Genomic DNA, 26054 nt, shown 5'->3' with positions numbered 1-26054 from the left:
ATATTTATCAAGTGATGGAGACAAATCGCTTGAAATACATGAACAAAAGGATGGTTTGAAATATGGCAGAGTATAAGTTGGAAGAAAAAGACGGTTTTATCGTAATAGGATTAGGAACCGATCTTAAGAGCGATTATACTGATTTTGCTGGATTGAGTAAGGAAAAGGCGGATTTTTGGCAAGCTGTAAGCGAAGATGGAAGGCTTGATACTTTAAAAGCCATAGCCACAAACGACTACATTTTTGCAGTGAACGAAGCGGTGAATAATAAAATGATGCATTATGCAGGCGTCATGGCAGAGGCATCGTCAACAGTACCGGATGGGGCTAGAGTGATTCAGTTTCCTAAGGGAGAATATGTGGTTGTGAAGGGCGAAGGGAAGACGGCTGAAGAATTAAATAATATGGTTACTGCCATTGCCTTTGGTCAAGTCTTACCAGAAGAAAAGGATGTTGCTTATGTTGGTGCACCTAATGCAACGGTTGAAATGGGGCACCGAAACGGGCAGGTATTTGGTGAAATGTGGATTCCTGTTGTTAGGAAATAAAGGAACATGGGAATAAGGTTCGTTATGATGAGGGCGTAATCCTTTGACTGGATTACGCTTTTCTTGTTGTATTTATTCCAAAAGCGGAGGTTTTAACGAAAAAACTCCATAAAAAAAGCTCTGGAGCAATATAACTCAGAGATTTTTTACAGGCTATTCAATGGGATTCAAACCCGGAATTTCGTTGTTTATTATAAATTTCTATCTCTTCCTAATACCATTATAGCATGAGGAAGATTCTTATTATAGACTGTTTATTCCCATTTTCTACTGCTAAAATCAATAGAACATTGATGGATAGGGGAGATGTAGAATGAGTTCCTTGGTTCTCAGTTTTCAGGAAATGGAACAAACACAGCTAATGCTCGTTGGGGGAAAAGGGTTGAATTTAGGGGAGTTATCAAACATTCAGGGAATACAAGTACCAGAAGGATTTAGTGTGACAACCGTTGGATTTCAAAGAGCGACTGAACAAAATGAAACGTATCACGCTTTGTTGGATCGATTAACCAAGCTCATACCAGAGGACCGGGATCAAATTGGTGAAATCAGCCGGAAGATCAGACAAGTCCTTCTAGAGGTAGCCATTCCTTCCGGTGTTGCGAAAGCCGTTACTCAATATCTCTCCCGGTTCGGAGAAGACCATGCTTATGCCGTTCGTTCTAGTGCAACGGCCGAAGACTTGCCTCATGCTTCTTTTGCAGGGCAGCAGGACACTTACCTCAATATCATCGGCAAAGAAGCCATCCTGGAGCATATCAGCAAATGCTGGGCCTCCCTCTTCACTGATCGTGCAGTCATCTACCATATGCAAAATGGGTTCGACCACAGTGAAATTCACATTTCTGTCATCATTCAAAGAATGGTTTCCCCTCAGGTTTCAGGGATTCTCTTTACCGCTGATCCAGTGAGTTCCAACCGGAAGGTAGTCTCCATCGACGCAGGCTTTGGACTTGGTGAAGCATTGGTTTCCGGCTTGGTATCAGCGGACAATTATAAAGTGAAGGACGGAAAGATCATCGAAAAGAGGATCGCATCAAAGAAATTGGCTATCCATGGACGGAATGGTGGAGGAACGGAGACACACTCCATCCATCCGGATCAGCAGATGGCAGCAGCCCTTACAGATGAACAGATCGTACAACTGGCACGCCTGGGTAGACAGATCGAAGCACATTTTGGCTGTCCCCAAGATATTGAATGGTGCTTGGAAGACGACACCTTCTACATTGTCCAAAGTCGGCCGATTACGACCTTATTCCCGATCCCGGAAGCGGCTGATGGGGACAATCATGTGTATATATCGGTCGGTCACCAGCAAATGATGACGGATGCCATGAAGCCGCTCGGTTTGTCCTTTTACCTGTTGACGACTCCTGCGCCGATGAGAGTGGCAGGTGGGAGGTTGTTTGTTGATTGCACGCCTCGTTTAGCTTCTGTAGCCAATAGACAAACATTCATCGATTCACTGGGGAAATCCGAACCACTCATAAAAGACGCCCTCACCACAATCGTAGAAAGGGAAGGATTCCTCAAAACAGTAGATGATGAAGGAACACCTGCTCCAAGTCAGGCGGGTGTGGATCCAATCGACAGTGATCCTTCAATCGTCGCTGAGTTGATCAAAAGAAGTGAAACCTCGATAGAAGAATTAAAACGAACCATTCAAATGAAATCAGGATCCGAATTATTCGACTTCATCTTAGAAGACATCAAGGAATTAAAGAAGATTCTTTTCGACCTTCAAAGTTCACGGGTGATTATGGCTGCGATGGATGCTTCATTCTGGATCAATGATCATATGTACGAGTGGTTAGGAGAAAAAAATGTGGCGGATACGCTGTCTCAATCTGTTTCGAACAATATTACTTCTGAAATGGGCCTTGCCCTGATGGATGTAGCCGATGTGCTGCGTCCATATCCGGAAGTCATTGATCTTTTACGACATGTAAAAGAGGATCCCTTTCTGGATGAACTGGTGAAAGTCGATGGTGGACAGGAAGCCCGGGAAGCCATCGATGCTTTTCTCACCAAATTTGGAATGAGATGCAGCGGAGAAATCGATGTTTCGAAAGCACGTTGGAGCGAAAAGCCAGCGTCACTTCTCCCGATGATTCTTAGTAACATCAAAAACTTTGAGCCACATGCAAGCAAGCGGAAATTTGAGGAAGGACGGCTGGAAGCGATTCATAAAGAACAAGAATTACTAGAGCGATTGAAGTCATTACCCGATGGTGAACAAAAGGTGAGAGAAACGAATAGAAGGATCAACATCATACGGAATTTCAGCGGGTATCGTGAATATCCGAAATACGGCATGATCAATCGCTACTTCGTCTATAAGCAGGCATTATTGAAAGAAGGCGAACAACTCGTTCAAAAGAACATCCTACATGAAAAAGAGGATATTTTCTATCTTAAGTTTGAAGAATTACGGGAAGTCGTACGGACCCACGAACTGGAAGCGGATCTCATCCATGAGCGAAAAGACGAGTACACCTTATATGAGAAACTAACTCCTCCACGTTTGATCACGTCTGAGGGTGAAATCATCACCGGGGAATACAAACGGGAAAATCTTCCGGCAGGAGCGATCGTTGGTTTAGCTGTCTCATCAGGAGTGATTGAAGGGCGCGCACGTGTGATTGTAAACATGGAAGAAGCAGACCTGCAAGATGGTGATATATTAATCACCACCTTTACCGACCCTAGCTGGACACCATTATTTGTATCAATAAAAGGTTTAGTCACCGAAGTTGGTGGTCTGATGACCCACGGTGCCGTTATCGCACGTGAATATGGCTTACCGGCAGTAGTTGGGGTCGAAAATGCTACCAAAAGGATAAAAGACGGGCAAAGAATTCGCGTGAATGGAACAGAGGGGTATATTGAATTGTTGTAATGGACACGGATAGGTAACTGAGCGGTGTGTCACCATGGGGAACCACTAAGATTACGACAAAACAGACACAAATATGATTCATGTCAATTATTATATGAAGCGGCGCAAAATATACACTTGCGTCGCTTTTTACATACGGTTTATAAAGCATGAGTGTTGTTAACAGTAGACAAATGTAATGAAAGGGAATTAAATATATGTAAAGGGTACACTGTCTGAAAATTCTACAACTTTAAATCGTGGATAGTGAATTTATGATGTTAGATAGGGATGGGAAACGAATGAAAAAATGCTTAAAATTAACGATACTAGTCTGCCTTACATTAACAATTTTTGTTTATCTAAATAATAGCTCTGTGTTTACTGAAGAAAGAAAAGGAGAGCCAATCCTTTTGGCTCATCGGGGCTTGGCTCAAACCTTTCCTATGGAAGGTATTACGGGCGAAACGTGTACAGCAGAAATTATCTTTGAACCCGAACACCCTTACCTGGAAAACACCATTCCTTCAATGCAAGCAGCTTTCAAAGCGGGAGCGGATATAGTCGAAATGGATATTCAGCCTACGAAAGATGGGGAATTTGCCATTTTCCACGATTGGACCCTTGATTGTAGAACGGATGGTTCTGGGAAGACAAGAGACCACACAATGGAAGAACTGAGAAAGCTGGATATAGGATATGGTTACACTGCTGACAATGGAAAGACGTATCCTTTTAGAGGAAAAGGCATAGGACAGATCCCAACATTAAATGAAGTATTAACCCACTTTCCAAACAAGGAATTTTTAATTCACATTAAGAGTAACGATCCAACGGAAGGAAAACGGTTAGCCGATTACCTTTCTGCGTATTCAAAGGAAAGGATAGGTGATCTATCAGTATATGGCGGGGATGAACCCATTGAGACTCTAAAGAAGAAATTGCCTGAAATGCGGGTCATGTCAAAAGAGACACTAAAGAGTTGTCTACTCTCTTATGAAGCGTTAAGTTGGACAGGCTATATACCTGGCTCTTGTAAAAATACGCAAATTCATATACCCGAGAAGTATGCTTCTTACCTTTGGGGGTTCCCCGATAAGTTTATTAATAGAATGGAAGATGTCAATACGAGGGTTATTCTTGTTGCCGGTGATGGTGACTGGTCAGAAGGATTTGATGAGAAGGCAGACCTTGAGCGTGTTCCAGAGAGTTATAATGGTGGTATTTGGACAAATAGGATAGACCGGATAGTCCCTATTATAAACAATTGATTCCTGGGTGCCTTCAACCCCTGAATTTATTGAAACCACTTGGGGCATTGGGTACCGCTTCAAGAAATAAGATTATTGAAAACGAAATGGTATAATAAATGGACAAGAAATAGAGACAGTATATAAATAAAATAACGCAAAATATATGAAAGTGAGTGGAAGATGTGTGAATAATCTCTCTCAAATGAGAATTCAAAAACCGGCACATGAAATTTTTGAGGCATTTGTTGATCCAGATAAAATAGGTAACTTTTGGTTTTCTTCAAGTTCTGAAAGGTGGGAGGAAGGTAAGACTGTTACTTTAAGATATGAAGAATATGATGCACAAGGTGATATAGACATAAAAGAAATTCAAGAGCATAAGAAGATTGTCTTCGAGTGGGCAGTAAACCATAAAGTAACCATAACATTTGTGCAAGAAGAAAAAAGCAGCACAATTGTAGTAGTCAAAGAAGAAGGGTTCGATGAGACCAACGAAAACCTTATCAGTCAATTACTAGACAATAAAGAGGGCTGGGTATACATGCTGACATGCTTAAAAGGATACATGGAGTATGGTGTCAACCTTAGAGCAGCGCTGGTTAAGTGAGACTTAGAGTAAGTGAAAAATAATATCATTTGGTAAGAGAAGAGGGACGGACCTTCAGCTTTAGGTAAGCATAGGTCCGTCCCTCTTGTCTTACAACCTGTTAGAGTTAGTTTTTTTATAAAAAATGAAACCAAACCCTGATTGATTCGTCTTAGCATTAAAGGGGAATGAGGTGAGGATCGTGTGAGAAAAGTTAAGGATGAGGAGTACTTTGAAGATCGGGATGCCTGGCTTGAAACGATAATGGATGAGTATGGCGAACGGCTCACCAAGTTAGCCTATAACTATGTGAAAGAATGGAAACAGGCCGAAGACATTGTTCAAGACGTATTTATCACATGCTACAAGCATCATGAAAAAATAGATGAGATTCAATCTTTCAAAGCGTGGATTTATCGCCTGGTCATTAATCAATCGAAGGATGTCTTGAAGAGTTCTTCATTTAAGAAAGTGGTGATGAATTCAAGTCTTTTTTCCCTTTTCATATCAAGGGACTTGTTACCTGAAATGAGTCTTCTTAAGCGAAGTGAGGAAGAGTTTCTTTCCAAGTGTGTATTGTCCTTGCCTGTAAAGTACCGTGAAGTGATCACGCTATATTATTATGAAGAATGTTCGATTGAAGAAATTAAAGGGATTTTAGGTCTGAACCACAATACGATCAAAACGAGATTGAATAGAGGCAGGACAAAGCTGAAAGATATGATGGAAAGGTGGGGGAATGATGGAGAGCAAGCTTAAAGAATTAAAGAACGCGATGGATTCTACGACTCACAAAGGTCTTCACTTTACGGAATTTCAAAAAAATAAGATTAGGAATGCGGTTCATACAAATCGTACGGTCAAGACAAAAAGCCCTAATACATTCGTAATTTTCCTCATGACCACTTTCGCCATCTGTTTAATAGGCTTCTTCGTTTCAACTGAGTTTTTGATCAAACAGAATGAAACCATCAACGGCAGCCCAGACACATGGCAAGTAACACACGATTATAAGGAGAATCAGAAAGTCGTATTCAGCATCTTTCCTGACCCTGAACTTCATGCGGGAAAGCCTTATGGCTATATTTTCAGTTTCAAGGAGCCCTTTGATATCTTTAAAGAAAAAGAACTCTCCATTTTGGCGGTTCACAAGGAAACGGGTCAACGTATTGAAGTATTATCTCCTCAAAAAATAACCGAACCATCACCAGGGTACTCAAGTTTACAGCGCTTCACCACCAGCTTTCAAGTTCCTTATAGTGGTTTATGGAGGTATGAAGTCTACCTTGACGGCGAGGCTTACGGTGATGTTGTCGTGAGTGTGGCTGAAAAGGAAGAAGAGACGCCTGTCGTTTTACCGAAAGATATCCCGGACTACGTTAAGAAAAGTGATTTTGACAAAATCAACTGGGATCGAAAAGCAAGCATATTTGGACGTAATATTATCGGAAATGAACATCAATCAGGTATCATTGGTGCGGATATGCCAAGCTTGACACCACAAAAATGGATGTGGCATCTGTGGGACACGGAGGCTTCAGAACTAACAGTGGTTGGTTATCACCGAACAACGGGAACCATCCACCCCGTATTGAATAACGGTGAGAGCTGGACCATTCCACTAGGCGGGGAGAATAATGGTGCTGATGTTCATACTCCATCGGCTGTTACTATTCCTGAACGTGGTGAGTGGGCGTTCGTGCTTTACGGGGATGGGAAGTTATTTGATGTGATTGTGTTGGGGATTGAGAAGTGACTTGTTTAAGTGATTTGTGATTGAACAATTGTTAAGCCGGGATTATGCCCGGCTTTTTTGGATTTTGTTTTCTTTTGTTCGTAGGTAACTTCCATAAATGACAAACTCCTCGATATCACGGGGCCATTCCTTACCTACAGTTCCATCACTGTTCCCTATCCACAGATCGCTTTTGTATATGGGAAGGAAAGATGAGGTACGGCCCTCATTTTTTATTATGGTCTCTTTTAAAGAAGGAGTTATTCACTTTTTGATGAAGTACTATCTATATGGAACATCCTTATCAAGGAGGAAGATACTAATGAACAGAACTGACTTGCTCATAAGAGTGCTCGATACTACGTTTGACAAGGAGAGCTGGTATGCCCCATTCAAACCTGCAATAGAAGGGCTCACTGCAGAACAGGCTAGGTGGAGACCGGCTGGAGAGGCGACCAAAACCATATGGGAGAATGTTAATCACCTTATTTATTATAAAGAAAGGTTAACAGCAAAATTAGAAGGACGTGAATGGACACAAACCCTCGATGGTAATGAAACCTTCTACCTTACCGATCAATTAAATGATGACAAAAAATGGATAGCAGTCGTTGAACGTGTTGAAACGGCTCATCGCGGATTAAGAGAAGCACTCAGTAAAACGACAATTGAAATGCTAGAACAAAATTCTCTTGAAGAGAAGTTATTAGACATCATGCTTCACGATGCATACCATACGGGTCAAATAATTCAAATTAGGAAGATGCAGGGGTCCTGGCCATCACATCGTTGATTTGTGGAAGAGAAAGTTGAATGAATGTACAAAAAAATAACGGGTTTAGAAGTTGGAGATCAAAGAAATAAAGTGAAACCAGATAAGAAATGCCACGTTATCAATGAATTATATAATCCTATTAATCTGCATATCTCGGAATCCAATTTAGAAGGTAGGAACTCAAATGTTAGCTTCAGAAAGCATTTTAAGGACATGGGGGAAATTCAATGATTTTCCCATGGAGACGTTAACGAAAGTTTGGTTTTATTACCAGGGAACCATTAAGAAACAGCGGGATGTCTCTCTTATGCGTGAGCACAGGGAACAATTCGGCATGTCCGGGAATTGTTTTGATCTTGCACTATGGTTACTTGATGAGTTTAAGAGGGATGGGGTCGAGGCGTATCCCGTCGGTCATAACCTGAACTCGGAAGATGCTCATGCGGCCGTTATCGCATTGAATGATAAAGGGGAACGATTTCTTTGTGACCTGGGTGATCAATGGTTGAACCCCATTTTAATAGATACGGATAGCATGGATTATACCAACGAAAAGGTAAGTGGGTTCTTCCCTGCAGCAGAGGTTCAAGTTCAAGATCATCCTTCAGGCACAGAAATTCTGTATCATCGACCGAATGGAAAAGTATCGAAACAAATTTTCCAGACCCAACGGATTGAAATGAATGCGTTTCTAAAGGCTGCCGAGCATTCTCAACATTTGATAAAGAATAACCCATTGCTGGAATGCAGAATTCCATACAGATCTGAAATCGCTCATTGGGAGTTCTATAATTGGGAAAGCTTTCTGAGTACGACAGAAGGGCTAATGAAGGATTCCAGGTTGGAAACGGTAGAAGAATGGGCTGATAGAATTCAGAGGAAAACGAAATATAATAAACAGGTGCTAATCCAAATATTAGAACGATATAAGCTTAATCAAACAGAACAGGTTTAGTGTCGATCGGTTAGACACAGTAGAATGAATTGAAAAGGTGAGAGGGAGAACAGCAATGATAACAATTCAATGGCCAAAGGTTTACCTCAGGGAATTGACCCTGCATGACATCAAGGACCGTTACCAATGAGGATACTAACAGTTTCTTTCCTTCTTATAGTAGTTATGATCGTAGGGTGTGGCAAAAGTGATGTTCTACATAATATAGACTTTGAGAAAACCATGTACTCAATAGTTAAAGATCAACATACTAAGGAAATAAATATCAAACCATTAACGGACTTCAAGTGGGATAAAGCTTACTTGTTTGAACCATATACTCCTCAAGAGCATATTGAAAAGCGGATGGGGGCTGAATTTGAAGATCCGAGCAACATCAGGAGTAGAGATGATATCTACTTAATCGTTTTTCTTAATGATGGGAACGTTGTTCAGTATGCAGAAATCTCTCGTCAAAAAACGGATTTTTCGATTGGGGAAAAGGAGCATCTGTCTCCTTCTGAGGATGTCTTGAAGATTGAAAGATAGTAAACGAACCTTTATTCATTTTCTTGTCCAACTGAAAAGAAACATCCGTTTTCAGAAGTTCCCGAAATCAATTGAAAGGAGCTTATATGAACAACTATAAAATCATCTTATTCGATTTAGATGGAACACTTTCCGACCCAAAGGAAGGGATCACTAAATCGGTTCAATATGCATTAGAGAATTTGGATGTTGAGGTGCCTGATGTTCAAGAGCTCGAATGTTTTATTGGCCCACCACTACAAGTGTCATTTGCTGAGTATTACGATTTTGATGAGGGGAAAACACAAAGAGCAATTGATTTTTACAGAGAGCGATACAAGGAGAAGGGGATGTTTGAGAATAAGCTCTATTCAAATATTCCATCACTATTGGAAACGTTAAAAGAAAAGGGATTTACGTTAGTTGTTGCAACTTCAAAGCCTACTGTATTTGCTGAACAAATAGTAAAGCATTTCAATATAGAACAGTTCTTTGCCCTGATTGCAGGAAGCAACCTTGATGGTACGAGAACGTCAAAAACTGAGATCATTCAATACATTCTGGATATCTATAATGAATATGAACCAGGTAACTTTATTCTGATAGGAGACAGGAAGCACGATATTATCGGGGCAAATAATACCGGAATCGACTCTATTGGGGTGACGTATGGATATGGTTCGTTTGAAGAGATAAGCGAGTCTGATCCCATTTATATTGTCAAAAATGTCGTCGGGATAAAAGATGTGCTGATAGGAAGTAGGATAAAATGAACAAATCGTTCTTAAAGTGAGGTTATACATATGACAGACGTAATCATCCTAAACGGTGGATCCAGCTCCGGAAAAACGACGATCGCGAAATGTCTTCAGAATACATCGACAGCGTCATGGCTAAGGTTCAGTATTGACGATTTGATTGAGGCTATGCCCGATGCCATGCTTAAGAAAGATAGCGGAATTAAGCTGGTTGAAGATGGGTCGGTCATTCCAGGTACGGAATTTCGTGCCCTGGAATCTGCATGGAGGCACGGTATGGGAGAGATGGCACGAAGAGGAGCAAGGATCATTATTGACGATGTCTTCCTTAGTGGAATAGAAGCTCGTAAAAGATGGGAAATTTCCTTGGATGGGTTGCAGGTTCTGTGGGTCGGTGTCAGGTGTGATCCCACTGTAGCGGCAGTCCGGGAGAGGGGACGAGGGGACCGAATTCAAGGTATGGCCGTTTCGCAGGCTGCTGCGGTACACGAAGGTATGCAATATGATATTTCAGTTGATACAACTAAGACATCTCCAGAAGAATGTGCAAGAATGATCGAACGGAAAATCAAAGTTTGAGAGCTATTGAGTTGTTACTAAACAAACAATGTGAGCTGGCAGCTAAGAAATTTCATGTTCTATCTTTATAGAGGGAGTTTATCTTTGCTAGATTTACTTTAAACGCTAAAAATGGCCGTTCAAATGAATGGCCATTTCTTATTACTGATCACCTTTCTCTTGTGGCTCTCTATATCCTTAAAAAGTAAATATTGACCACAATGGTCATTTATTGTTATATTAAAAATGACCAAAGTGGTCATTTTGTGAAGGGAGGCAGCATAAATATTAGTACTAAATTTAAAAATTTGAAAATAGAAAAACAAGAACGAATTATCAATGCAGCAATGAAAGAGTTTGTTAACAGTGGTTATGATAAGGCATCAACGAATGAAATAGTAAAGGAAGCACAGATTTCAAAAGGATCCCTATTCAACTATTTTAAAAATAAAAAGGATTTGTACCTGTTTTTAATTGAAAATTCAACGAAAATCATCGAACAAATTTTTGAGGAAATCGACATGAATGAAAGGGACCTTTTCAAAAGGATCTATCAGGTGGGATTGGTTAAATTAAATATTCAACAAAAATACCCCTTAGTATTTGATTTCCTTAAATCGATTGGTGACGAGAAAGCACCGGAAGTAAAATCTGATATTGAGCGGATAAGGGGGAGCATTCTGGATGATGGCTTGAATAGGATCTATCAAAATATAGATTGGTCAAAATTCCGAGAGGGTGTAGATCCGGAAAAAGCAGTGCATATCCTTAATTGGACAATGCTTGGATTTGCAGAATTACAAATGGCGAAGTTAGATTCTTTTCATCATGTTGGAGTGGAGATATTCAATGAATGGAACAGCTATTCCGAAATTCTGAGGCGATGTTTCTATAAAGATGGGGAGGAGTGAACAAATGAGCTTATTGAAAGTAACCAACTTATCGAAGAAGTTTGGCAAGTTTACTGCATTGGACAAGATCAATCTTGAGGTGAATAAAGGAGAGGTTGTAGGGTTCATCGGTCCAAATGGTGCAGGTAAATCAACCACAATCCGCGTACTATTAGGAATTTTAAAGGCATCAGATGGAGAGGTGAAAATTTTCAACAAAGACGCCTGGCAGGATTCTGTAGACATTCACAAGAACATTGCTTATGTTCCCGGGGATGTGAATTTATGGCCAAACCTGACAGGAGGAGAGGTCATTGATTTATTCGTGAAACTCAATGGTACAACGAATAGGGAAAGACGGGAAGAATTGATAAGAAAATTTGATTTAGATCCATCCAAGAAGTGTAGAACATATTCCAAAGGGAATCGACAAAAGGTAGCTTTAGTCGCGGCCTTTTCATCTGATGCAGATCTCTATATTCTGGATGAACCCACCTCTGGACTCGATCCATTAATGGAAAAGGTGTTTCAGGAATGTGTGATGGATGTGAAAAGACAAGGAAAAAGTGTTCTGCTTTCCAGTCACATTTTATCAGAGGTAGAGAAGTTGTGCGACCGAGTCAGTATCATTCGCCAGGGTAAGATTATTGAGTCTGGGTCCTTAAGCGAGCTTCGTCACTTAACACGAACACAAATGCTGGTCGATACCAAGATGCCGCTAACAGGTTTAAATGAGCTGAAAGGCATCCATGAAATCGAAGAAAGCGAACATGGTATTTCGTTTCAGGTTGATACTGAGCAAATGGATGCTGTTATGAAGCATATTAGTCCATTTGGTATTGTTAAGCTGGAAAGTGCCCCACCGACATTGGAAGATTTATTTATGAGTCATTATGAAGGAGAAAAGGATACAGGAGTGGGAGGTGTTCACTGATGGCAGCCAATTTAATGGCTAAAACGGCTTCCCTTTCTACGTTCATTTTCCGTCTTGATCGTATCCGGATCCCAATCTGGATCATGGCCCTTACATTTTTTACATTAGTAGTCCCAACAGCATTTAAGGATTTGTACAGCTCTCAACAGGAAAGAGATGCGATGGCCCAAACAATGGCCAACCCCGCGATGACTGCCATGACGGGTCCAGCTGATTTAAGCAACTATACGATTGGTGTCATGACAGCTCATCAGATGTTACTCATGACCGCTGCAGTGGTAGGATTAATGTCCATCCTGCTAGTCACTCGCCACACGCGAGCTGCCGAAGAGGATGGACGTTTGGAAATGCTTCGATCGTTACCGACGGGGCGTCTTTCCTACTTAAATGCAGTCTTACTTGTCTTAACGGCTACGTGTGTTGGAATCGCATTGATCAATGGTTTCGGTCTCTTTGCCCTTGGGATTGATAGCATTGATCTGGAAGGTTCCTTACTGTATGGTACGGCATTAGGGGCAACTGGTTTATTCTTCGCCGGAGTAACAGCCATATTTGCCCAGTTGTCGGACAGTTCACGAGGTACCATCGGATATTCAATGGCCGTACTTCTTCTTTCCTATCTCCTTCGGGCCATCACGGACGTAAGCAACGAAGCGCTATCGTGGATTTCACCACTGGCATGGGTAACAAAAGCAGAAGTATACGATACAAATAATTGGTGGCCGATTATTTTAATGATTGCAGTTTCAATCGTTCTTTATGCCGCAGCGAATTATTTGAACGCCATTCGTGACTTGGATCGTGGCTTTTTACCATCCAAACCAGGAAAAAAACATGCATCCCGCTTTTTGCAAAGTCCAATCGGTCTTGCATTAAGATTGCAACGAACCGGAATCATATCTTGGGCCATTGGTATGTATGTGTTAGGTGCCTCTTATGGATCTGTTTTAGGAGATCTCGAATCCTTTTTTTCTGAAAGCGAAGCAATGAAACAACTGCTTCAACCAGCGGAAGGGGTCACGTTGATAGAACAATTCATCCCTATGTTGATGATCGTCATTTCATTGCTTGCAACCGTCCCTCCCGTTATGTCCATGAATAAACTGCGCGGGGAGGAGAAGAAGGAACGAATTTTCCACCTGTTAAGCAGAACCGTTTCACGAACAAAACTATTGGGCAGTTACTTCATCATTTCTATTGTTAATGGTTTTGTCATGATTTCCCTTGCAGCGCTCGGACTATGGTCGGCGGGGAATGCAGTGGTGGAAGGAGGATTATCTTTTGAGATGATCTTTGGCGCAGCCCTGTCCTACTATCCAGCCATGCTCGTCATGATCAGTATAGCTGTATTTCTTATGGGGTATTTGCCAAAGCTTACGAGCATGATATGGCTTTATGTTTTTTATTCTTTTATCGTGTTGTATCTGGGAGGATTATTCCAATTTTCGGATTGGATTGGCAACATCTCACCTTATGGTCACGTGCCGCAAACACCAATTGATGACTTTTCTTTCATGCCACTTCTACTTTTATGCATGATTGCCGTTGTACTGACAGTGGCAGGATTTATTGGCTTTAATAGGCGCGATATTGAAATTTAATAGTTGAAGAATAAGATCTCCAGTGAGCCGCACTGGAGGTCCTTTTGAGCCAGGGTAATATATCAGAGTTTTACAGAAATATACCTTTACAAATGAGAATGATAATTGTTATCATTTATATGGTATCTATTATGTGAGGGGATTGTACAATGGAAAATACAAAATCGAATTTAGCAAACATCATTCGGGAACGCCGTTCGATTAAAAGTGGATATACAGATAAAGAAGTGACAGAGGAAACCGTGCTTGAGATATTGGACGATGCCATCTGGGCACCGAACCATGGATTAAGAGAGCCTTGGCGTTTTATTTTTGTATCGACAAAAGAGAAGGAAGGCTTTGTAGAAAAGTTAGTGAAGACATTTTCTCCAGACATGCAGGAGAATAGAAGGAATTATTTCAGCCAACCGGCTGCATTCCTTATTGTGGTCATGGAGGAAGATCCGAGACAAAAGCAATGGGAAGAGAATTTTGGTGCGGTCAGCTCGCTCATACAAAACTTTCAGTTGCTGGCTTGGGAACAAAAGCTTGGAGTTGTATGGAAAACGAATCCACATATTTATGATCCAAAAGTGCGTGACTTATTAAACGTGAAGCCTGGCGAGAAAATTGTTGGATTCTTGCATATGGGATACTTTGATAAAGTACCTCAGGTGAGGGAGCGAACATCAGCAGAAGAGAAGTTGACGGTTTACAAGAACTAATTCCTGGGGAAAGTCCTATTTTAAAAAAAGCAAACGAATCTTGACTCGCCATACGGTTGGGTCTTTTTTTGTGGTATCGGTCTTAACACCACTCATAAGAAATCGTTGCCTTTTATCTTTTCAGTAAACGGGTAGTATAATGATTTATGTTAGAAATCCCAAATTTTTTAAGCGAGGTAAAAAATGATCATTAGAAAACGAAAGCCAGATGAAGATCTCCCAATGGAATTACTGCTATTGGCCGATCCTTCAGAAGAAATCGTAAAAGAATATGTTACTCGCGGAGAGTGCTTTGTAGCTGAACTTGAACAGGAAATGGTTGGAGTGTATGTACTCCTTCCAACAAGACCTGAGACCATCGAATTAGTGAATGTGGCGGTTGCGGAAGAGATGCATGGCAGAGGGATTGGAAAGCAGCTGGTGATGGATGCTGTTAAGGTAGCAAGATCCAAAGGCTACAAGACCATTGAAGTGGGTACCGGGAATTCTGGAATTGGCCAATTGGCTCTTTATCAGAAATGTGGATTTAGGATCGTTGGTGTGGATATGGACTTTTTCATCAGACACTATTCAGAAGAAATAGTTGAGAATGGAATTCAGTGCCGGGATATGATTCGGTTAGCTCAGGATTTATAGACGGCAGGGGGGCAAGAGGTAGAAACTGAAAAAAGACCCGGTCCCTACAAGTGAACACTAAATATAACTACTTTTAACATCGTTTTTTACATGTGAAAATGCACTATCATTCATAAGGATAATTACACTATTTTTTTGGAAAATACCTTATAATAAAGTTAAGAAACTGATGAAGTGTCGACCCATAATCTTCATTTAAAAGGGATGATAATGATGGCGAAATTATCTTTTAGTGGATTAAAATATGGAAAAAGTGATGTGGAAATAAAATTAATGGTGGATATACAAAATGATTGGTTTGAGGTAACGCATACCAACGAAGTGTCTCAAGTAATGAATAAGTCAACCGGTGAGTATATCCAAGTATATCGAAACACCTTGAAATTTGAGGTTGTTTCATAGTATGAAGATAACCGAAATTACATTTAACGTTATAGCCATAACGAATAGCTGAATTCGTTATGGCTTTCTTTAGGTTCATTTAACAGCTGAATTCGTCATCCTAATGATCACTCTATAATCAATCAGCGTTTTGGAAAGATGTGTGAATGGATGTGCGTAAATAGGTCTGTCCTTTTTAAGGAATCAATAAAATCTTTCCTGTACTTTTTCTGCTTTCCAGGTATTCATGGGCTTTTGCGCCTTCGCTTAATGGAAAGACCGTTGGTTCAGAAACCTTCAACTTCCCTTCTTGAATCCATCCGAATAATTCGTGAGAGCGGGTCACCCGTTCTTCGTGAGACGTCAATACATTCCATAGGTCTCCGCCTGTCAGAGTTTTCGAGGTGTCCATCAGCATTCGGGGATCAACGGAAACTGGATCGCCTCCAGCCATACCGAAGAATACGACCGTCCCTCCGATGCGGGTGACCTCAAAACTGTCCATTAACGTGGAACCTACGGATTCATATACTACGTCCGCGCCTTTACCATTAGTCACATCCTCGACTCGCTGCTTCCAGTCTTCGCTATATAAAAACATGTGGTCAGCTCCAATAGACAGGGCAGCTGTCCTTTTTTCTTCCGAAGAAGTTAACCCAATGACTGTGCCACCTAAAATCTTGATGATTTGGACAAGGAGCTGTCCCACTCCGCCTGCAGCCGCATGGATTAAAGCTGTATCCCCACTTTTGATACTATAGCTGTCTTTCGTTAAGTAATGAGCAGTGAGCCCTTGTAATAAAAGGGAGGCAGCTGTTTCGAACGATATATCTTCCGGCAGCGGAATGGCTTTTTCCTTTGGTACGGCCACAAGTTCAGCGTTCGCATAGGGTACATCGGCAAAAGCGATACGGTCTCCTACTTCGATATTTTTCACGTTGCTACCTACACGTTTGACAACCCCTGCCCCTTCATAACCGCATATGTACGGAGGATTTCCTGCTAAGTGATAGTTTCCTTTTCTTCTATATACATCGGCGAAGTTCAGGCCGATTGCCTTCATTTCCACTAAAACGTCATCCGGTCCGATTTCGGGCACATCGATCTCTTGATAATGCAGGACATCCGGTCCACCAAATTTTTCAAACACAAGTGCTTTCATCATATACTCTCCTCTATAACATCATTCCTTATTTAGTGTACCCACTTCCCAGGCGTTTGACTAGGAAAGAGCTTACCGTTCATAGGTACTTCCAGGTGCCTATGCCACTTCAAAGTGCGTTCTTCCCAAAAAGTTAGCTATCCTTCATAATTCAGTTTAGCTTTTCAAACAGTACCTACCGGATTTCGCGGAAGAGGTTTGAAAGGTATATAGGCACTAAATAGTCTCTAGGTTACAAAAAAGTACCTACATGACTTTAAAGTGCGTACTTCTAATAAATATTTGTACCCATTATCATTATGTGTACAGAGAAACGGAAGGCGCCTTCGTTTCTCATTTCATTCAAACATTTAAGGAGGAAGTTTCGTTATGAGTACAACTTCAGCTACTATAAATCAGTCAAAAACGAAAGGCGGCACACCGGCGTTACTTGCCCTGGCCATCAGTGCCTTTGGAATAGGAACGACAGAGTTTGTTCCCGTTGGATTATTATCATCGATTGCCGATGATTTATCGATATCGATCACACTCGCAGGATTATTGATTTCAGGCTATGCCATTGGAGTGGCCATCGGAGCACCGGTGTTGACGGCATTGACCAGTAAGATGAGCAGAAAATCTCTGCTTATGTCCTTGATGCTCGTATTCATTGTAGGAAACTCGGTTGCTGCGATGTCCACAAGCTTTGGACTATTGTTAGTTGCACGTTTTATCACAGCATTTTCACACGGGATATTCTTCTCGATCGGATCGACGATTGCGGCCGATCTAGTGCCTGCACATAAGCGGGCCAGTGCGATTGCCTTTATGTTCACAGGATTGACAGTTGCAACAGTTACAGGAGTACCACTCGGAACATTCATCGGACAGGCATTCGGATGGAGAGCCACATTCTGGGGAGTTGCTCTTCTTGGGATTGTAGGAATCATTGCCAGTTCCATCCTTGTACCGAAAAACTTGAAAGAATCACCACCTGCCAAGTTCAGTGAACAGTTGAAGATTCTAACAAACGGCAAGTTATTATTAGCCTTTGCCATTACAGCCCTTGGGTATGGCGGAACGTTCGTCGCGTTCACGTATTTAACACCATTATTAGAAGACGTAACAGGATTCAGCGCGAAATGGGTAAGTATCATCCTTCTCGTATACGGGATTGCCGTTGCCATTGGAAATGTAGTCGGTGGGAAAGCTTCCAATAAAAATCCGTTAAAAGCGTTATTCTGGATGTTTGTTCTGCAAGCCATCATTTTGGTAGCTCTTACCTTTGCAGCACCATTTAAAGTGGCAGGTCTCATCGCGATTTTCCTAATGGGATTATTCGCTTTCATGAACGTGCCAGGGCTACAGGTCCTTGTTGTGAACCTGGCTGAAAAATATGTACCGTCAGCAGTCAATGTGGCGTCAGCCATGAATATCGCTGCATTTAACGTCGGGATCGCCATCGGTTCCTTTGTCGGCGGAATGATCGTGGATGGAATCGGCTTGATCCATACCCCGTGGATCGGTGCCATCATGGTGGCAGGGGCCGTTGTATTAACAGCATGGCTCCGCGGCATTGAACGAAAATCAGACTAAGGAAGTTAGAAAGTTTCGAGCATGGAAAGAGCGAACCATTGTTTGGGCAAAAAGGATATTCTCATGACCAGTTGGACAGTGGCGGCCCAATACGCCGCCACCTGCCAAATGAAAAAAGGGAGAGGAAAAGATGAATCCATTCTCACATCACAAAGCTTATAACTGCATGTATAAAGAGGGAGAATTGACGTTAGGCCTTCACATTCCCCTTGAAAATTACCGTTTCGACACTCCGACGATGGAGAATCAGGTAGAACTGGCACAATTGTCAGAGAAACTTGGTTTCACAAGCCTTTGGTTCAGGGATGTTCTCCTCGTGGATCCGAACTTTGGAGATCCCGCAGTCGGGCAGATCTATGACATGATGATTTATTTAACCTATCTCGCAGGGAAGACCAATGATATTGCACTTGGAACGGCTGCGGCGGTATTGCCGCTTCGCCATCCATTGCGTGTCGCGAAGGAAATCGCCACTATTGATCAATTGTTCCCTGGCAGGGTTCTGCTCGGTGTATCATCGGGTGACCGACGGGCTGACTTTGCCGCACTCGGTGCATCCCATCCGGACCGGGGGCAGACATTCGTAGAAGCCTATCATTATCTACAGGACGTCCTGTACCGTGAATTTCCTCATATTGAGTCAACGAGAGGGGATATCCGCGTGGCGAATCTGGTTCCAAAACCGACCACACGCATCCCGACTTTCATTACCGGCTATGCCCAGCAGGACATGAAGTGGTTCGCTGAACATGGAGATGGGTGGATGTACTATCCACGCAGTCCTCATGATCAAGAGGTGACCATCCACCGTTGGAGAAGCCTTGTAGAAGAGTACCATCCAGATCTCTTCAAGCCATTCAGCCAACCGATGCACCTCGATCTTGCCGAGGATCCGAATGAAATCCCATCACCGATCCGCCTTGGCTTCCGGATCGGCCGGAACTATCTCATAGAATTGCTGAACATCTATAAGGCCGCCGGAGTGAATCATCTCTTCTTTGCACTGTTTGACAGTGAGCGTCCGGCTGATGAAGTTATTCAGGAACTGGGGGAGTATGTGGTACCACATTTTCCGGCGGTTCAGAAGTAAAAGGATAAACTGTACCGAAGCTCTCAGGTATTTGATCAAATGCCTGGGAGCTTTTCTTTTTTGTTGGGAAGACGATCGAAGCCCTAAACGGGTCATAAAATGATAATCGGGATTATATACAGAAATTAAGGATCATAAGTTCCCAAAACCGGATCATAAAACGCTGGAGAGAGTACTGAGTGAGGGTTTTACTCTGTAAAAGTGCTCATTTAAACAAAAATACAAATATTTCATTTGATTTCAATAGAATTCGAGGTAGAAAAGAAAGATTTCAGTCCTCATTCGCCTGGTAAAATGAAAATGTCGAACGTAGTATAGAGTACATAGAAAGTTTGTAATTTACATTTTAGAGGGGGCTAATAGATGAATATTGAAACAACACTTTTCGAAGAAGCGGTAGCCTTAATCGAAAAAAGATACCCGACAGGCTGGGGAGGTGCTGCTGCCATGTATACAAAAAGCGGAGAAATCCTCACTAGTGTTTCCCCGGAAATCATTAATGCTTCAACAGAACTATGTATCGAAACGGGAGCCATACTGGAAGCACATAAACTGGATACTGAAGTGACTCATTCCATTTGTGTCGTGCGTGATGATGAAAACTCCGAGTACAAAGTTCTAACACCTTGTGGTATATGTCAGGAGAGGCTGTTTTATTGGGGAACGAGCGTGAAGGTTGGAATTTTTCATCCTGAAGGTGACCTACTATTTAAGACTTTAAAAGAAGTACAACCTTTTCACTGGTATGAGGCATATAGAAAATAACGAATTTAAGGAACATTTCAAAAATACGGAATGTTCCTTTTTTTAATGCTATAATATGTTTTGGATAAAAAAGGGAGCTGTAGTCGTGGAGTTTGTTTCGTTACCAGTTATATCGATTGCACTATTTATTCTGATTATACATAGCATTGAAACCCTTGCTTATGCTGTCCGGTTATCCGGGGCAAGGGTGAAGCTAATTGCTTCGGGTCTTTCTTTGTTTAATATGATGGTCATTGTTTCAAGGATGTCGAATATGATGCAGCAGCCTTTTACAGGCGGTCTCATCGATGCTGCACCTGAGGGCAGAGAATTAGAAGTGATAGAAGGGCAATTCAGGGTGTTGATTGGTGCATCGACTTTAGGGACAATCCTGGGAATTGTATTATTGCCTACATTCGTTGCTTTGTTCTCCAGAGGGATTATCCATCTTTCAGAGCAGGGAGGTTCTGTTCCCCGATTGATCAAGCTTGGGTTTAAAAATGACCATTATAAAAGAGGAATCAATCATTTCGCCAAACCGGGTAGAAGATATTTGACGGGGATCAATTTCAGGGCAATTCCCAAGAGGTTGTTTTTCATCAATATGATGATTACAGCGGTTTACACGATTGGTGTTCTATCTGCGCTATATGCTGCTATCATCGTACCTGATAGAGGACACAGTGCGACCATGGCTTCGGGGTTGATCAATGGTATCGCAACCATTTTACTTACCCTGTTCATTGATCCAAAGATTTCCGTGTTGGCTGATGATGTGGCAAATGGGAAGGGGAATTATACAGAATTAAAAGGTCTTTCCATCATGATGATCATTTCTAGACTGTTTGGAACAGTGATCGCTCAACTGATCTTTATCCCGGGCTCATACTATATTGCCTGGATGTCTCAGTTTTTTGTTCATTAAGACAAAACTATGATATTACATCAGGAGATGAAAGATGCTCTGAGAGAGAAAGTGATTTAGGTTAAACTTACGATTATTTATTCTAATTCATTCTAAAAGGAGAGCAAGCTGATGAAAACGAAGGGAAATATTTGGGTGATTCACTTGAAAAACGTCAAATTTAAACTTGAGTACATTCCTATAACGTTCATATTCATCGTGAGTTCAGTTTTACTGCTTACACTTATGAATGGACTGTCGTCAATAAAGGAAGATATTACATATGTATTGATCATTGTTTTACTTGGATTTTTAACCATAGACATAAATAGGAGAACGCACACTGAAAAATCATCAAGCAATGCTTATAAATATGTGGTGTTAATATTTTTATTTTCTTATTTAGCTTCATATTAAGATACCAATGTAGATAGATCCACCTTCGAACATAAGTTGAAGATTCAAAATAATTATGAAATAATTACCATTACTAGTAAATGAAAGGAGAACTAAAATGATCCTTATCCTTTTTCTAAATCCATTTGATCATTAGACCTCATATATTGTGTGGAAACCGCCTTAAGATTAACAAAATAACACGGGTTATTTGTTAATTTTTAAGGAGGATTTTAAAGATGAATAGACAATTACTGATTTTATTGATTGGCAGGATAATCACTAATTTTGCAGATAGCTTTTACATGATTGCAACAATTTGGTACGTGAAGTCTGCCACGGCTTCTCCCTTTTTGATCGGCCTGACAAGTGCAGTGGCGATCATGCCCGTAACCATACAATTTCTTTATGGACCCATTATCGATCGCTTTTCAAAACGGAAGATTCTTTATTTCGCGATGGTGGGACAGGGTGTCCTGGTCAGCGTCATCTCAGTCTTATACTTTACGAATCTCTTATGGTTACCTTTATTGTTTTCGTTGATGTTCCTGGCCCTTTCCTTGTCGGAATGTACTTACCCTACCGAAAGTGCCCTGATAGAGAGCCTGACCCCACGTGATAAGCTGACAAAGGTTAACTCGATTTTTGCTTTTTCTTATCAAACGTTGGATATCATATGTGATGCTGTATCGGGAATCCTGATTGCCTTTATTGGATTAGGACTGATTTATGTGACAAATAGCGTTTTATTAATCGGTACTGGGATGCTGTTTTTATTCTATTTAAAGGTTCCTCGATCGAAAAAGGAAACAGAGGTTCAAACCCTTAGCATTATCAAGCAGTATAAGGAGGATTTTAAAGAAGGATTTCTGGTCGTGAAGAAACGTCATACGCTTTTAAGCATGGTGATCGGTATCGTTGGGATGAATGTGATGGCAACTATGGGGATTGCCATGCTTCCGGTTATTTCGGACTCTTCTATGGAATACGGATTCTGGTTGACGGCCATCTCTTTGGGCACTTTAACAGGGACCATTCTATCCAGTAAGGTAGAGAAATTTGCTCTTAATCGCATTCTTCCAGCCTTGTCTTTATGGTCTGGATTGTTTTGGCTGCTGGCTTTTGTATTGATTGAGGTGTCGATAGTTCCTTATATGTTGTTTGCTTTATCCTGGATGGGTATTGGAATCTTGAGTATTTTTGTACAGACCTTAATTCAAGTAAACCTTCCAAAAGGATATATAGGAATTGGATTTGCTTTTATTTCTTCGTTGTTGGGGTCATTGAGTCCTTTAGGATATTTTCTTGGTGGCGTCATAGGAGAGTTCACTTCGGGGAGATATCTATTGGTGATTTCAGGTATTGGTTACCTGATCTTTGCCGTATACTTCTTGGCCAATCCTCTTTTGAAAAAACTAAACAAGCCTTTAAGTGTCAGTTTTGAAGAATCGTGATAAATCAGGTTTCCCATTTAGGGAGACCTTTTTTAAAGCTGTATATCAGAAAGGGACGTGATTATGGGGAAATGGGAAAGGAAATTAATACATACAACACGCGGAGTATTTGAGCTGTTTATCAAGGGTCAGGGAGCCCCGCTTTGTGTGACCCACCATTATTCAGAATTTAACCAAACCGGTGACTATTTTGCAGAATCATTTACAAGGACAAACCAAGTCTTTTTAATCAACTTACGGGAAGCAGGTCAATCGGAGAAAGCAAGCGAACCCTATCAGCTGAGTATGCTGGAATCCATATTCGACTTGGAAGCGATTCGTGAAGCTTTAGGGTTTCTTCAATGGGGATTCGCCGGTCATTCAACAGGAGGGATGTTAGGGATACTTTACGGAATCCACTTTTCAGAAAGCCTCCATTTTAATGTAATCGTCGGGGCAGCTGCAAGAGAATATATGACCTTCTCAAAAGATTGCATTTACAATCCTGCGCACCCGGATTTCCACAGGATGCAGGAACTGATAGAAACGTTAAAACAGTCTGATTTACCATTGAAAAAAAGAAATGAACTAGCGGTGGAAAGGACGAAATTGTCTTTATATTCTCCTGAAAAATATGGTGAGCTTTTTTCACTGAACATACATAAAGGGATGTCTGCTGCACGAATGAATTTTTTTATCCGTGAATTACAAGTTTATGATGTCAGTAGGAAACTGGAGTTCATATCAGTCCCCACGTTAGTCATGTGTGGCAGATATGATGTCCAATGTCCTTTAATGTATTCGATTGAAATGGCTGAAGGTATACCTCACTCAAGATTAATAATCTTTGAGAAAAGTAACCATTATCCATTCCTGGAAGAGGCAGAGCAATTTGGTGAAGAGTATGATTTGTTTTTAAAGGAAAATCATGATGATTCTTTAGAAAGAAGACAGTGAGGAGGTTTAGGTACTTGATGCATGAAGAAAGAATAAGAGAAATATATCCAGAGTTAAACATAAATCATAGTGAAGTGATCGATCTTGGTCAGAATAATGATGTACTAATCGTAAATGATAACCTCGTTTTCAGGTTCCCGAAGTATGTGGAAGGGATCAAAAAATTAATAAAAGAAACCGAAGTCCTGGAACAGATAAAGGGGAAGCTCAGTTTATCCATCCCATATCCTCAGTACAGATCGATGGAAACCAATGAAGTGGGAAAAGTGTTCACTGGCTATCAACGCATTGGGGGTACTCCCTTATGGCCCGATATGATGAAGAACATTCATAACGAAGAACGCATAGCTTCCCAATTGGTTCAATTTTTGACGGAATTGCATTCCCAACCTGTCGACAGCTTAGGAATTGAGAAGAAGAGCGCAGTAGACGCACTGAATTCGATCGTAAATTTATATGGGAAATTTAAAGATAAGCTGTTCCCGTATATGAATGAAACATCCAAGTCTGAAATCGATCATATTTTTGAAAGGTTTTTATCGAATAAGGAACTTCTATCATTCAACACCGTCCTTATCCATGGAGATTTTGGAGCATCTAATATTTTGTGGGATTCAAAACGGGAAGAGATAACGGGAATCATAGATTTTGGGGAAACGGAAATAGGCGATCCTGCATATGACTTTGCAGGTTTATTATCCAGTTACGGCCAGCCATTCGTTAAAAGGTGCTTGAATATGTATCCGGATGGGGAAAAAATCTTTGAAAGAATGACCTTTTATAAGAGCACATTCGCATTGCAAGAAGCTCTCCACGGAGTTGAGAATGATGATCGGGAAGCATTTGAGAGTGGAATGAAAGGGTATAGATGATTCCATCATTTTCATCAGTTATCACGATTGTGTAATAATATGGGAATTGACGCAATAACTAAGAGTATAGACGCAATTATGATGATTTCAGACGCAATAATTACTAAAATGACGCAATTAACATCATTTAGACGCAATTGTGAAGGAAAACGACGCAATCACAATCGAAAAGGTTGAAAAAATAGACTCGAAATGCCTTTTAAGTAGAGCTTTCAAAAGGTAGGAAAAGAATATCCCAACTGTTTTCAAATAAATGAATCATTTTCAGCAAAGAAAAAGCCATTAACCAACAAAAAGACGAACCTCTCATCAAAAGGCACAATCACCTCTCGGGAAGGTTCGTCCAGCAACATCATTCCTCATACTTCAACTCCAACGTAATCTGTGTAGTCGTATAAAAGTACATTTCACGCACTTTCAAGTTGAAGGACTTATCATTCAGTTCCACCGTTTTGTTTTCAATGATTTTTTTGACAAGCTCTTTATTACCATAGGCTGTCTCCAGGTTCATAGTAAGTAGGCTCCGCAAATCTTCGCTCAATTGATCCTCGGTTTCGTGTATACTGAGTAACTCGACTTTTGTTTTTGTATTGTTGATGATTTTCACTTTTACTTCCTGGATGGTGAGTTCGTCTTCGTTTTCGGTATTTAATTGTTTGTATTCTTCCTGAAGATAGGACAAGGTGTTCTTCAGCTTGCTGATGTCGTTTTTCTGTTCTTCTATCTTTTGGGCCTGCTTCTCATGCATGGTTCCGAACATGAATAAGAAGATCATCCAGCTGATGATTCCGCCTACAACCATCCCTGCGAAGAATCGCTGCCAGGAAGGAAGCCGATAAAAGGGTGGGATTCTCATGACGGCATATGCTCCTGTGTGAGCCATGAGATGATCATGGCAGCGGTGTTGGCTCCTCCTAAAGCGGAAAGAATTAAAAGGAATTGTTTGAAGAGTTCTTTTGTCTCCCCGTTCAGAAATCCTTTTTCAAAGCTGTAGACCGTATCGAATGTGCCTCCGATCGCTGCGATGATGGCCCAGATTCGCAGGAAATCGGATAGTCGTCTCATTTCAATGAATAAAGGCTGTCCCATGGCGAATGAAGCGAGCCCGCCGAGGAGTGACCCTCCAAGTAATACCCCCATAGCGATAAAGAAGCTTTTGAATAATTCCGGAAAGAAAGCTTCTGCCATTTCATCATCTCCATCTATTACGTGTCTTTAC

The 26054-nt window shown here is 41.2% G+C and carries 27 protein-coding genes; 24 read left to right on the top strand and 3 right to left on the bottom strand.

Annotation, left to right across the window (positions count from 1 at the left end; translation table 11 throughout):
* Positions 1-62 precede the first annotated feature (62 nt).
* The 17 genes from ACQKFO_RS18750 (at position 63) to ACQKFO_RS18670 (ending at position 15723) form a co-directional block, all read left to right on the top strand.
* Positions 63-548 carry a GyrI-like domain-containing protein gene (locus ACQKFO_RS18750; RefSeq protein ID WP_427600353.1) on the top strand — a complete coding sequence of 162 codons (486 nt, stop codon included), beginning with the start codon at positions 63-65 and terminating at the stop codon, positions 546-548.
* Between the two features lie 313 nt (positions 549-861).
* A complete protein-coding gene (ppsA, locus tag ACQKFO_RS18745; protein WP_427600352.1) occupies positions 862-3450 on the top strand; it encodes a phosphoenolpyruvate synthase in 2589 nt (862 codons plus the stop codon).
* Positions 3451-3731: 281 nt separating this feature from the next.
* Complete coding sequence (locus ACQKFO_RS18740; protein WP_427600351.1) at positions 3732-4700, top strand: glycerophosphodiester phosphodiesterase family protein; 969 nt, start codon at positions 3732-3734, stop codon at positions 4698-4700.
* A 166-nt stretch (positions 4701-4866) separates the two neighbouring features.
* Complete coding sequence (locus tag ACQKFO_RS18735; RefSeq protein WP_427600350.1) at positions 4867-5289, top strand: SRPBCC family protein; 423 nt, start codon at positions 4867-4869, stop codon at positions 5287-5289.
* Between the two features lie 183 nt (positions 5290-5472).
* Positions 5473-6027 (top strand): sigma-70 family RNA polymerase sigma factor, encoded by a 555-nt coding sequence (locus ACQKFO_RS18730; RefSeq protein WP_427600349.1) that lies wholly within the window; start codon positions 5473-5475, stop codon positions 6025-6027.
* Complete coding sequence (locus ACQKFO_RS18725) at positions 6011-7024, top strand: hypothetical protein (protein WP_427600348.1); 1014 nt, start codon at positions 6011-6013, stop codon at positions 7022-7024. Before ACQKFO_RS18730 ends, ACQKFO_RS18725 begins: the two co-directional genes overlap by 17 nt.
* Before the next feature lie 301 nt (positions 7025-7325).
* A complete protein-coding gene (locus ACQKFO_RS18720) occupies positions 7326-7796 on the top strand; it encodes a DinB family protein (RefSeq protein ID WP_427600347.1) in 471 nt (156 codons plus the stop codon).
* A 166-nt stretch (positions 7797-7962) separates the two neighbouring features.
* Positions 7963-8733 carry a hypothetical protein gene (locus ACQKFO_RS18715; protein WP_427600346.1) on the top strand — a complete coding sequence of 257 codons (771 nt, stop codon included), beginning with the start codon at positions 7963-7965 and terminating at the stop codon, positions 8731-8733.
* Positions 8734-8859: 126 nt separating this feature from the next.
* Positions 8860-9261, top strand: a complete 402-nt coding sequence (locus tag ACQKFO_RS18710; protein ID WP_427600345.1) for a hypothetical protein — start codon at positions 8860-8862, stop codon at positions 9259-9261.
* 86 nt (positions 9262-9347) lie between these two features.
* On the top strand, positions 9348-10013 hold the full coding sequence (locus ACQKFO_RS18705) for an HAD family hydrolase (RefSeq protein ID WP_427600344.1): 666 nt from the start codon (positions 9348-9350) through the stop codon (positions 10011-10013).
* 30 nt (positions 10014-10043) lie between these two features.
* Entirely contained in the window at positions 10044-10577 is a 534-nt protein-coding gene (locus ACQKFO_RS18700) for a chloramphenicol phosphotransferase CPT family protein (protein WP_427600343.1), read from the top strand.
* Positions 10578-10822: 245 nt separating this feature from the next.
* The gene (locus ACQKFO_RS18695) at positions 10823-11467 is read left to right on the top strand and encodes a TetR/AcrR family transcriptional regulator (protein WP_427600342.1); all 645 of its coding nucleotides are present in this window, start codon (positions 10823-10825) and stop codon (positions 11465-11467) included.
* A gap of 4 nt (positions 11468-11471) precedes the next feature.
* Complete coding sequence (locus tag ACQKFO_RS18690; protein WP_427600341.1) at positions 11472-12380, top strand: ATP-binding cassette domain-containing protein; 909 nt, start codon at positions 11472-11474, stop codon at positions 12378-12380.
* On the top strand, positions 12380-13981 hold the full coding sequence (locus ACQKFO_RS18685) for an ABC transporter permease (RefSeq protein ID WP_427600340.1): 1602 nt from the start codon (positions 12380-12382) through the stop codon (positions 13979-13981). The genes ACQKFO_RS18690 and ACQKFO_RS18685 overlap by 1 nt, the downstream gene beginning before the upstream one ends.
* Before the next feature lie 149 nt (positions 13982-14130).
* Positions 14131-14685 (top strand): nitroreductase family protein, encoded by a 555-nt coding sequence (locus ACQKFO_RS18680; protein WP_427600339.1) that lies wholly within the window; start codon positions 14131-14133, stop codon positions 14683-14685.
* A 183-nt stretch (positions 14686-14868) separates the two neighbouring features.
* Positions 14869-15321 (top strand): GNAT family N-acetyltransferase, encoded by a 453-nt coding sequence (locus ACQKFO_RS18675; RefSeq protein ID WP_427600338.1) that lies wholly within the window; start codon positions 14869-14871, stop codon positions 15319-15321.
* Positions 15322-15534: 213 nt separating this feature from the next.
* Positions 15535-15723, top strand: coding sequence for a hypothetical protein (locus ACQKFO_RS18670; protein ID WP_427600337.1), 189 nt, complete (start codon positions 15535-15537; stop codon positions 15721-15723).
* A 175-nt stretch (positions 15724-15898) separates the two neighbouring features.
* Here ACQKFO_RS18670 and ACQKFO_RS18665 read toward each other — a convergent pair whose 3' ends face one another.
* Positions 15899-16864: a quinone oxidoreductase family protein gene (locus ACQKFO_RS18665; RefSeq protein WP_427600336.1), complete on the bottom strand. Its 966-nt coding sequence runs from the start codon at positions 16862-16864 to the stop codon at positions 15899-15901.
* A 369-nt stretch (positions 16865-17233) separates the two neighbouring features.
* Between ACQKFO_RS18665 and ACQKFO_RS18660 the strand changes: the two genes are divergently transcribed.
* The 7 genes from ACQKFO_RS18660 (at position 17234) to ACQKFO_RS18630 (ending at position 24835) form a co-directional block, all read left to right on the top strand.
* Positions 17234-18439 carry an MFS transporter gene (locus tag ACQKFO_RS18660; RefSeq protein WP_427600335.1) on the top strand — a complete coding sequence of 402 codons (1206 nt, stop codon included), beginning with the start codon at positions 17234-17236 and terminating at the stop codon, positions 18437-18439.
* Between the two features lie 130 nt (positions 18440-18569).
* Positions 18570-19529 (top strand): LLM class oxidoreductase, encoded by a 960-nt coding sequence (locus ACQKFO_RS18655; protein WP_427600334.1) that lies wholly within the window; start codon positions 18570-18572, stop codon positions 19527-19529.
* Between the two features lie 363 nt (positions 19530-19892).
* Positions 19893-20294 carry a cytidine deaminase gene (locus ACQKFO_RS18650; RefSeq protein WP_427600333.1) on the top strand — a complete coding sequence of 134 codons (402 nt, stop codon included), beginning with the start codon at positions 19893-19895 and terminating at the stop codon, positions 20292-20294.
* A gap of 85 nt (positions 20295-20379) precedes the next feature.
* Positions 20380-21198, top strand: coding sequence for a lipid II flippase Amj family protein (locus ACQKFO_RS18645; protein WP_427600332.1), 819 nt, complete (start codon positions 20380-20382; stop codon positions 21196-21198).
* Positions 21199-21812: 614 nt separating this feature from the next.
* Positions 21813-23027 carry an MFS transporter gene (locus ACQKFO_RS18640; protein WP_427600331.1) on the top strand — a complete coding sequence of 405 codons (1215 nt, stop codon included), beginning with the start codon at positions 21813-21815 and terminating at the stop codon, positions 23025-23027.
* Positions 23028-23090: 63 nt separating this feature from the next.
* Complete coding sequence (locus ACQKFO_RS18635; protein ID WP_427600330.1) at positions 23091-23963, top strand: alpha/beta fold hydrolase; 873 nt, start codon at positions 23091-23093, stop codon at positions 23961-23963.
* Between the two features lie 17 nt (positions 23964-23980).
* Positions 23981-24835 (top strand): phosphotransferase family protein, encoded by an 855-nt coding sequence (locus ACQKFO_RS18630; RefSeq protein WP_427600597.1) that lies wholly within the window; start codon positions 23981-23983, stop codon positions 24833-24835.
* 352 nt (positions 24836-25187) lie between these two features.
* Here the strand turns inward: ACQKFO_RS18630 and ytrI are convergent, their stop codons facing one another.
* Together ytrI and ACQKFO_RS18620 are read right to left on the bottom strand one after the other, a co-directional pair.
* On the bottom strand, positions 25188-25691 hold the full coding sequence (ytrI, locus tag ACQKFO_RS18625) for a sporulation membrane protein YtrI (RefSeq protein WP_427600329.1): 504 nt from the start codon (positions 25689-25691) through the stop codon (positions 25188-25190).
* The gene (locus tag ACQKFO_RS18620; RefSeq protein WP_044339284.1) at positions 25688-26023 is read right to left on the bottom strand and encodes a YtrH family sporulation protein; all 336 of its coding nucleotides are present in this window, start codon (positions 26021-26023) and stop codon (positions 25688-25690) included. The genes ytrI and ACQKFO_RS18620 overlap by 4 nt, the downstream gene beginning before the upstream one ends.
* Between the last annotated feature and the right edge of the window lie 31 nt (positions 26024-26054).

The sequence above is a fragment of the Rossellomorea sp. NPDC071047 genome (genome assembly GCF_050270195.1).
Taxonomy (GTDB): domain Bacteria; phylum Bacillota; class Bacilli; order Bacillales; family Bacillaceae_B; genus Rossellomorea.
This window is presented reverse-complemented; position numbering and strand designations above follow the sequence as displayed.

Bases quoted from the DNA above. Each gene is read 5' to 3' on its own strand.
- ACQKFO_RS18750 (WP_427600353.1), top strand. From the start codon at position 63: ATGGCAGAGTATAAGTTGGAAGAAAAAGACGGTTTTATCGTAATAGGA.
- ppsA (WP_427600352.1), top strand. From the start codon at position 862: ATGAGTTCCTTGGTTCTCAGTTTTCAGGAAATGGAACAAACACAGCTA.
- ACQKFO_RS18740 (WP_427600351.1), top strand. From the start codon at position 3,732: ATGAAAAAATGCTTAAAATTAACGATACTAGTCTGCCTTACATTAACA.
- ACQKFO_RS18725 (WP_427600348.1), top strand. From the start codon at position 6,011: ATGGAGAGCAAGCTTAAAGAATTAAAGAACGCGATGGATTCTACGACT.
- ACQKFO_RS18720 (WP_427600347.1), top strand. From the start codon at position 7,326: ATGAACAGAACTGACTTGCTCATAAGAGTGCTCGATACTACGTTTGAC.
- ACQKFO_RS18715 (WP_427600346.1), top strand. From the start codon at position 7,963: ATGTTAGCTTCAGAAAGCATTTTAAGGACATGGGGGAAATTCAATGAT.
- ACQKFO_RS18710 (WP_427600345.1), top strand. From the start codon at position 8,860: ATGAGGATACTAACAGTTTCTTTCCTTCTTATAGTAGTTATGATCGTA.
- ACQKFO_RS18705 (WP_427600344.1), top strand. From the start codon at position 9,348: ATGAACAACTATAAAATCATCTTATTCGATTTAGATGGAACACTTTCC.
- ACQKFO_RS18700 (WP_427600343.1), top strand. From the start codon at position 10,044: ATGACAGACGTAATCATCCTAAACGGTGGATCCAGCTCCGGAAAAACG.
- ACQKFO_RS18690 (WP_427600341.1), top strand. From the start codon at position 11,472: ATGAGCTTATTGAAAGTAACCAACTTATCGAAGAAGTTTGGCAAGTTT.
- ACQKFO_RS18685 (WP_427600340.1), top strand. From the start codon at position 12,380: ATGGCAGCCAATTTAATGGCTAAAACGGCTTCCCTTTCTACGTTCATT.
- ACQKFO_RS18680 (WP_427600339.1), top strand. From the start codon at position 14,131: ATGGAAAATACAAAATCGAATTTAGCAAACATCATTCGGGAACGCCGT.
- ACQKFO_RS18675 (WP_427600338.1), top strand. From the start codon at position 14,869: ATGATCATTAGAAAACGAAAGCCAGATGAAGATCTCCCAATGGAATTA.
- ACQKFO_RS18670 (WP_427600337.1), top strand. From the start codon at position 15,535: ATGGCGAAATTATCTTTTAGTGGATTAAAATATGGAAAAAGTGATGTG.
- ACQKFO_RS18665 (WP_427600336.1), bottom strand. From the start codon at position 16,864: ATGAAAGCACTTGTGTTTGAAAAATTTGGTGGACCGGATGTCCTGCAT.
- ACQKFO_RS18660 (WP_427600335.1), top strand. From the start codon at position 17,234: ATGAGTACAACTTCAGCTACTATAAATCAGTCAAAAACGAAAGGCGGC.
- ACQKFO_RS18655 (WP_427600334.1), top strand. From the start codon at position 18,570: ATGAATCCATTCTCACATCACAAAGCTTATAACTGCATGTATAAAGAG.
- ACQKFO_RS18650 (WP_427600333.1), top strand. From the start codon at position 19,893: ATGAATATTGAAACAACACTTTTCGAAGAAGCGGTAGCCTTAATCGAA.
- ACQKFO_RS18640 (WP_427600331.1), top strand. From the start codon at position 21,813: ATGAATAGACAATTACTGATTTTATTGATTGGCAGGATAATCACTAAT.
- ACQKFO_RS18635 (WP_427600330.1), top strand. From the start codon at position 23,091: ATGGGGAAATGGGAAAGGAAATTAATACATACAACACGCGGAGTATTT.
- ACQKFO_RS18630 (WP_427600597.1), top strand. From the start codon at position 23,981: ATGCATGAAGAAAGAATAAGAGAAATATATCCAGAGTTAAACATAAAT.
- ytrI (WP_427600329.1), bottom strand. From the start codon at position 25,691: ATGAGAATCCCACCCTTTTATCGGCTTCCTTCCTGGCAGCGATTCTTC.
- ACQKFO_RS18620 (WP_044339284.1), bottom strand. From the start codon at position 26,023: ATGGCAGAAGCTTTCTTTCCGGAATTATTCAAAAGCTTCTTTATCGCT.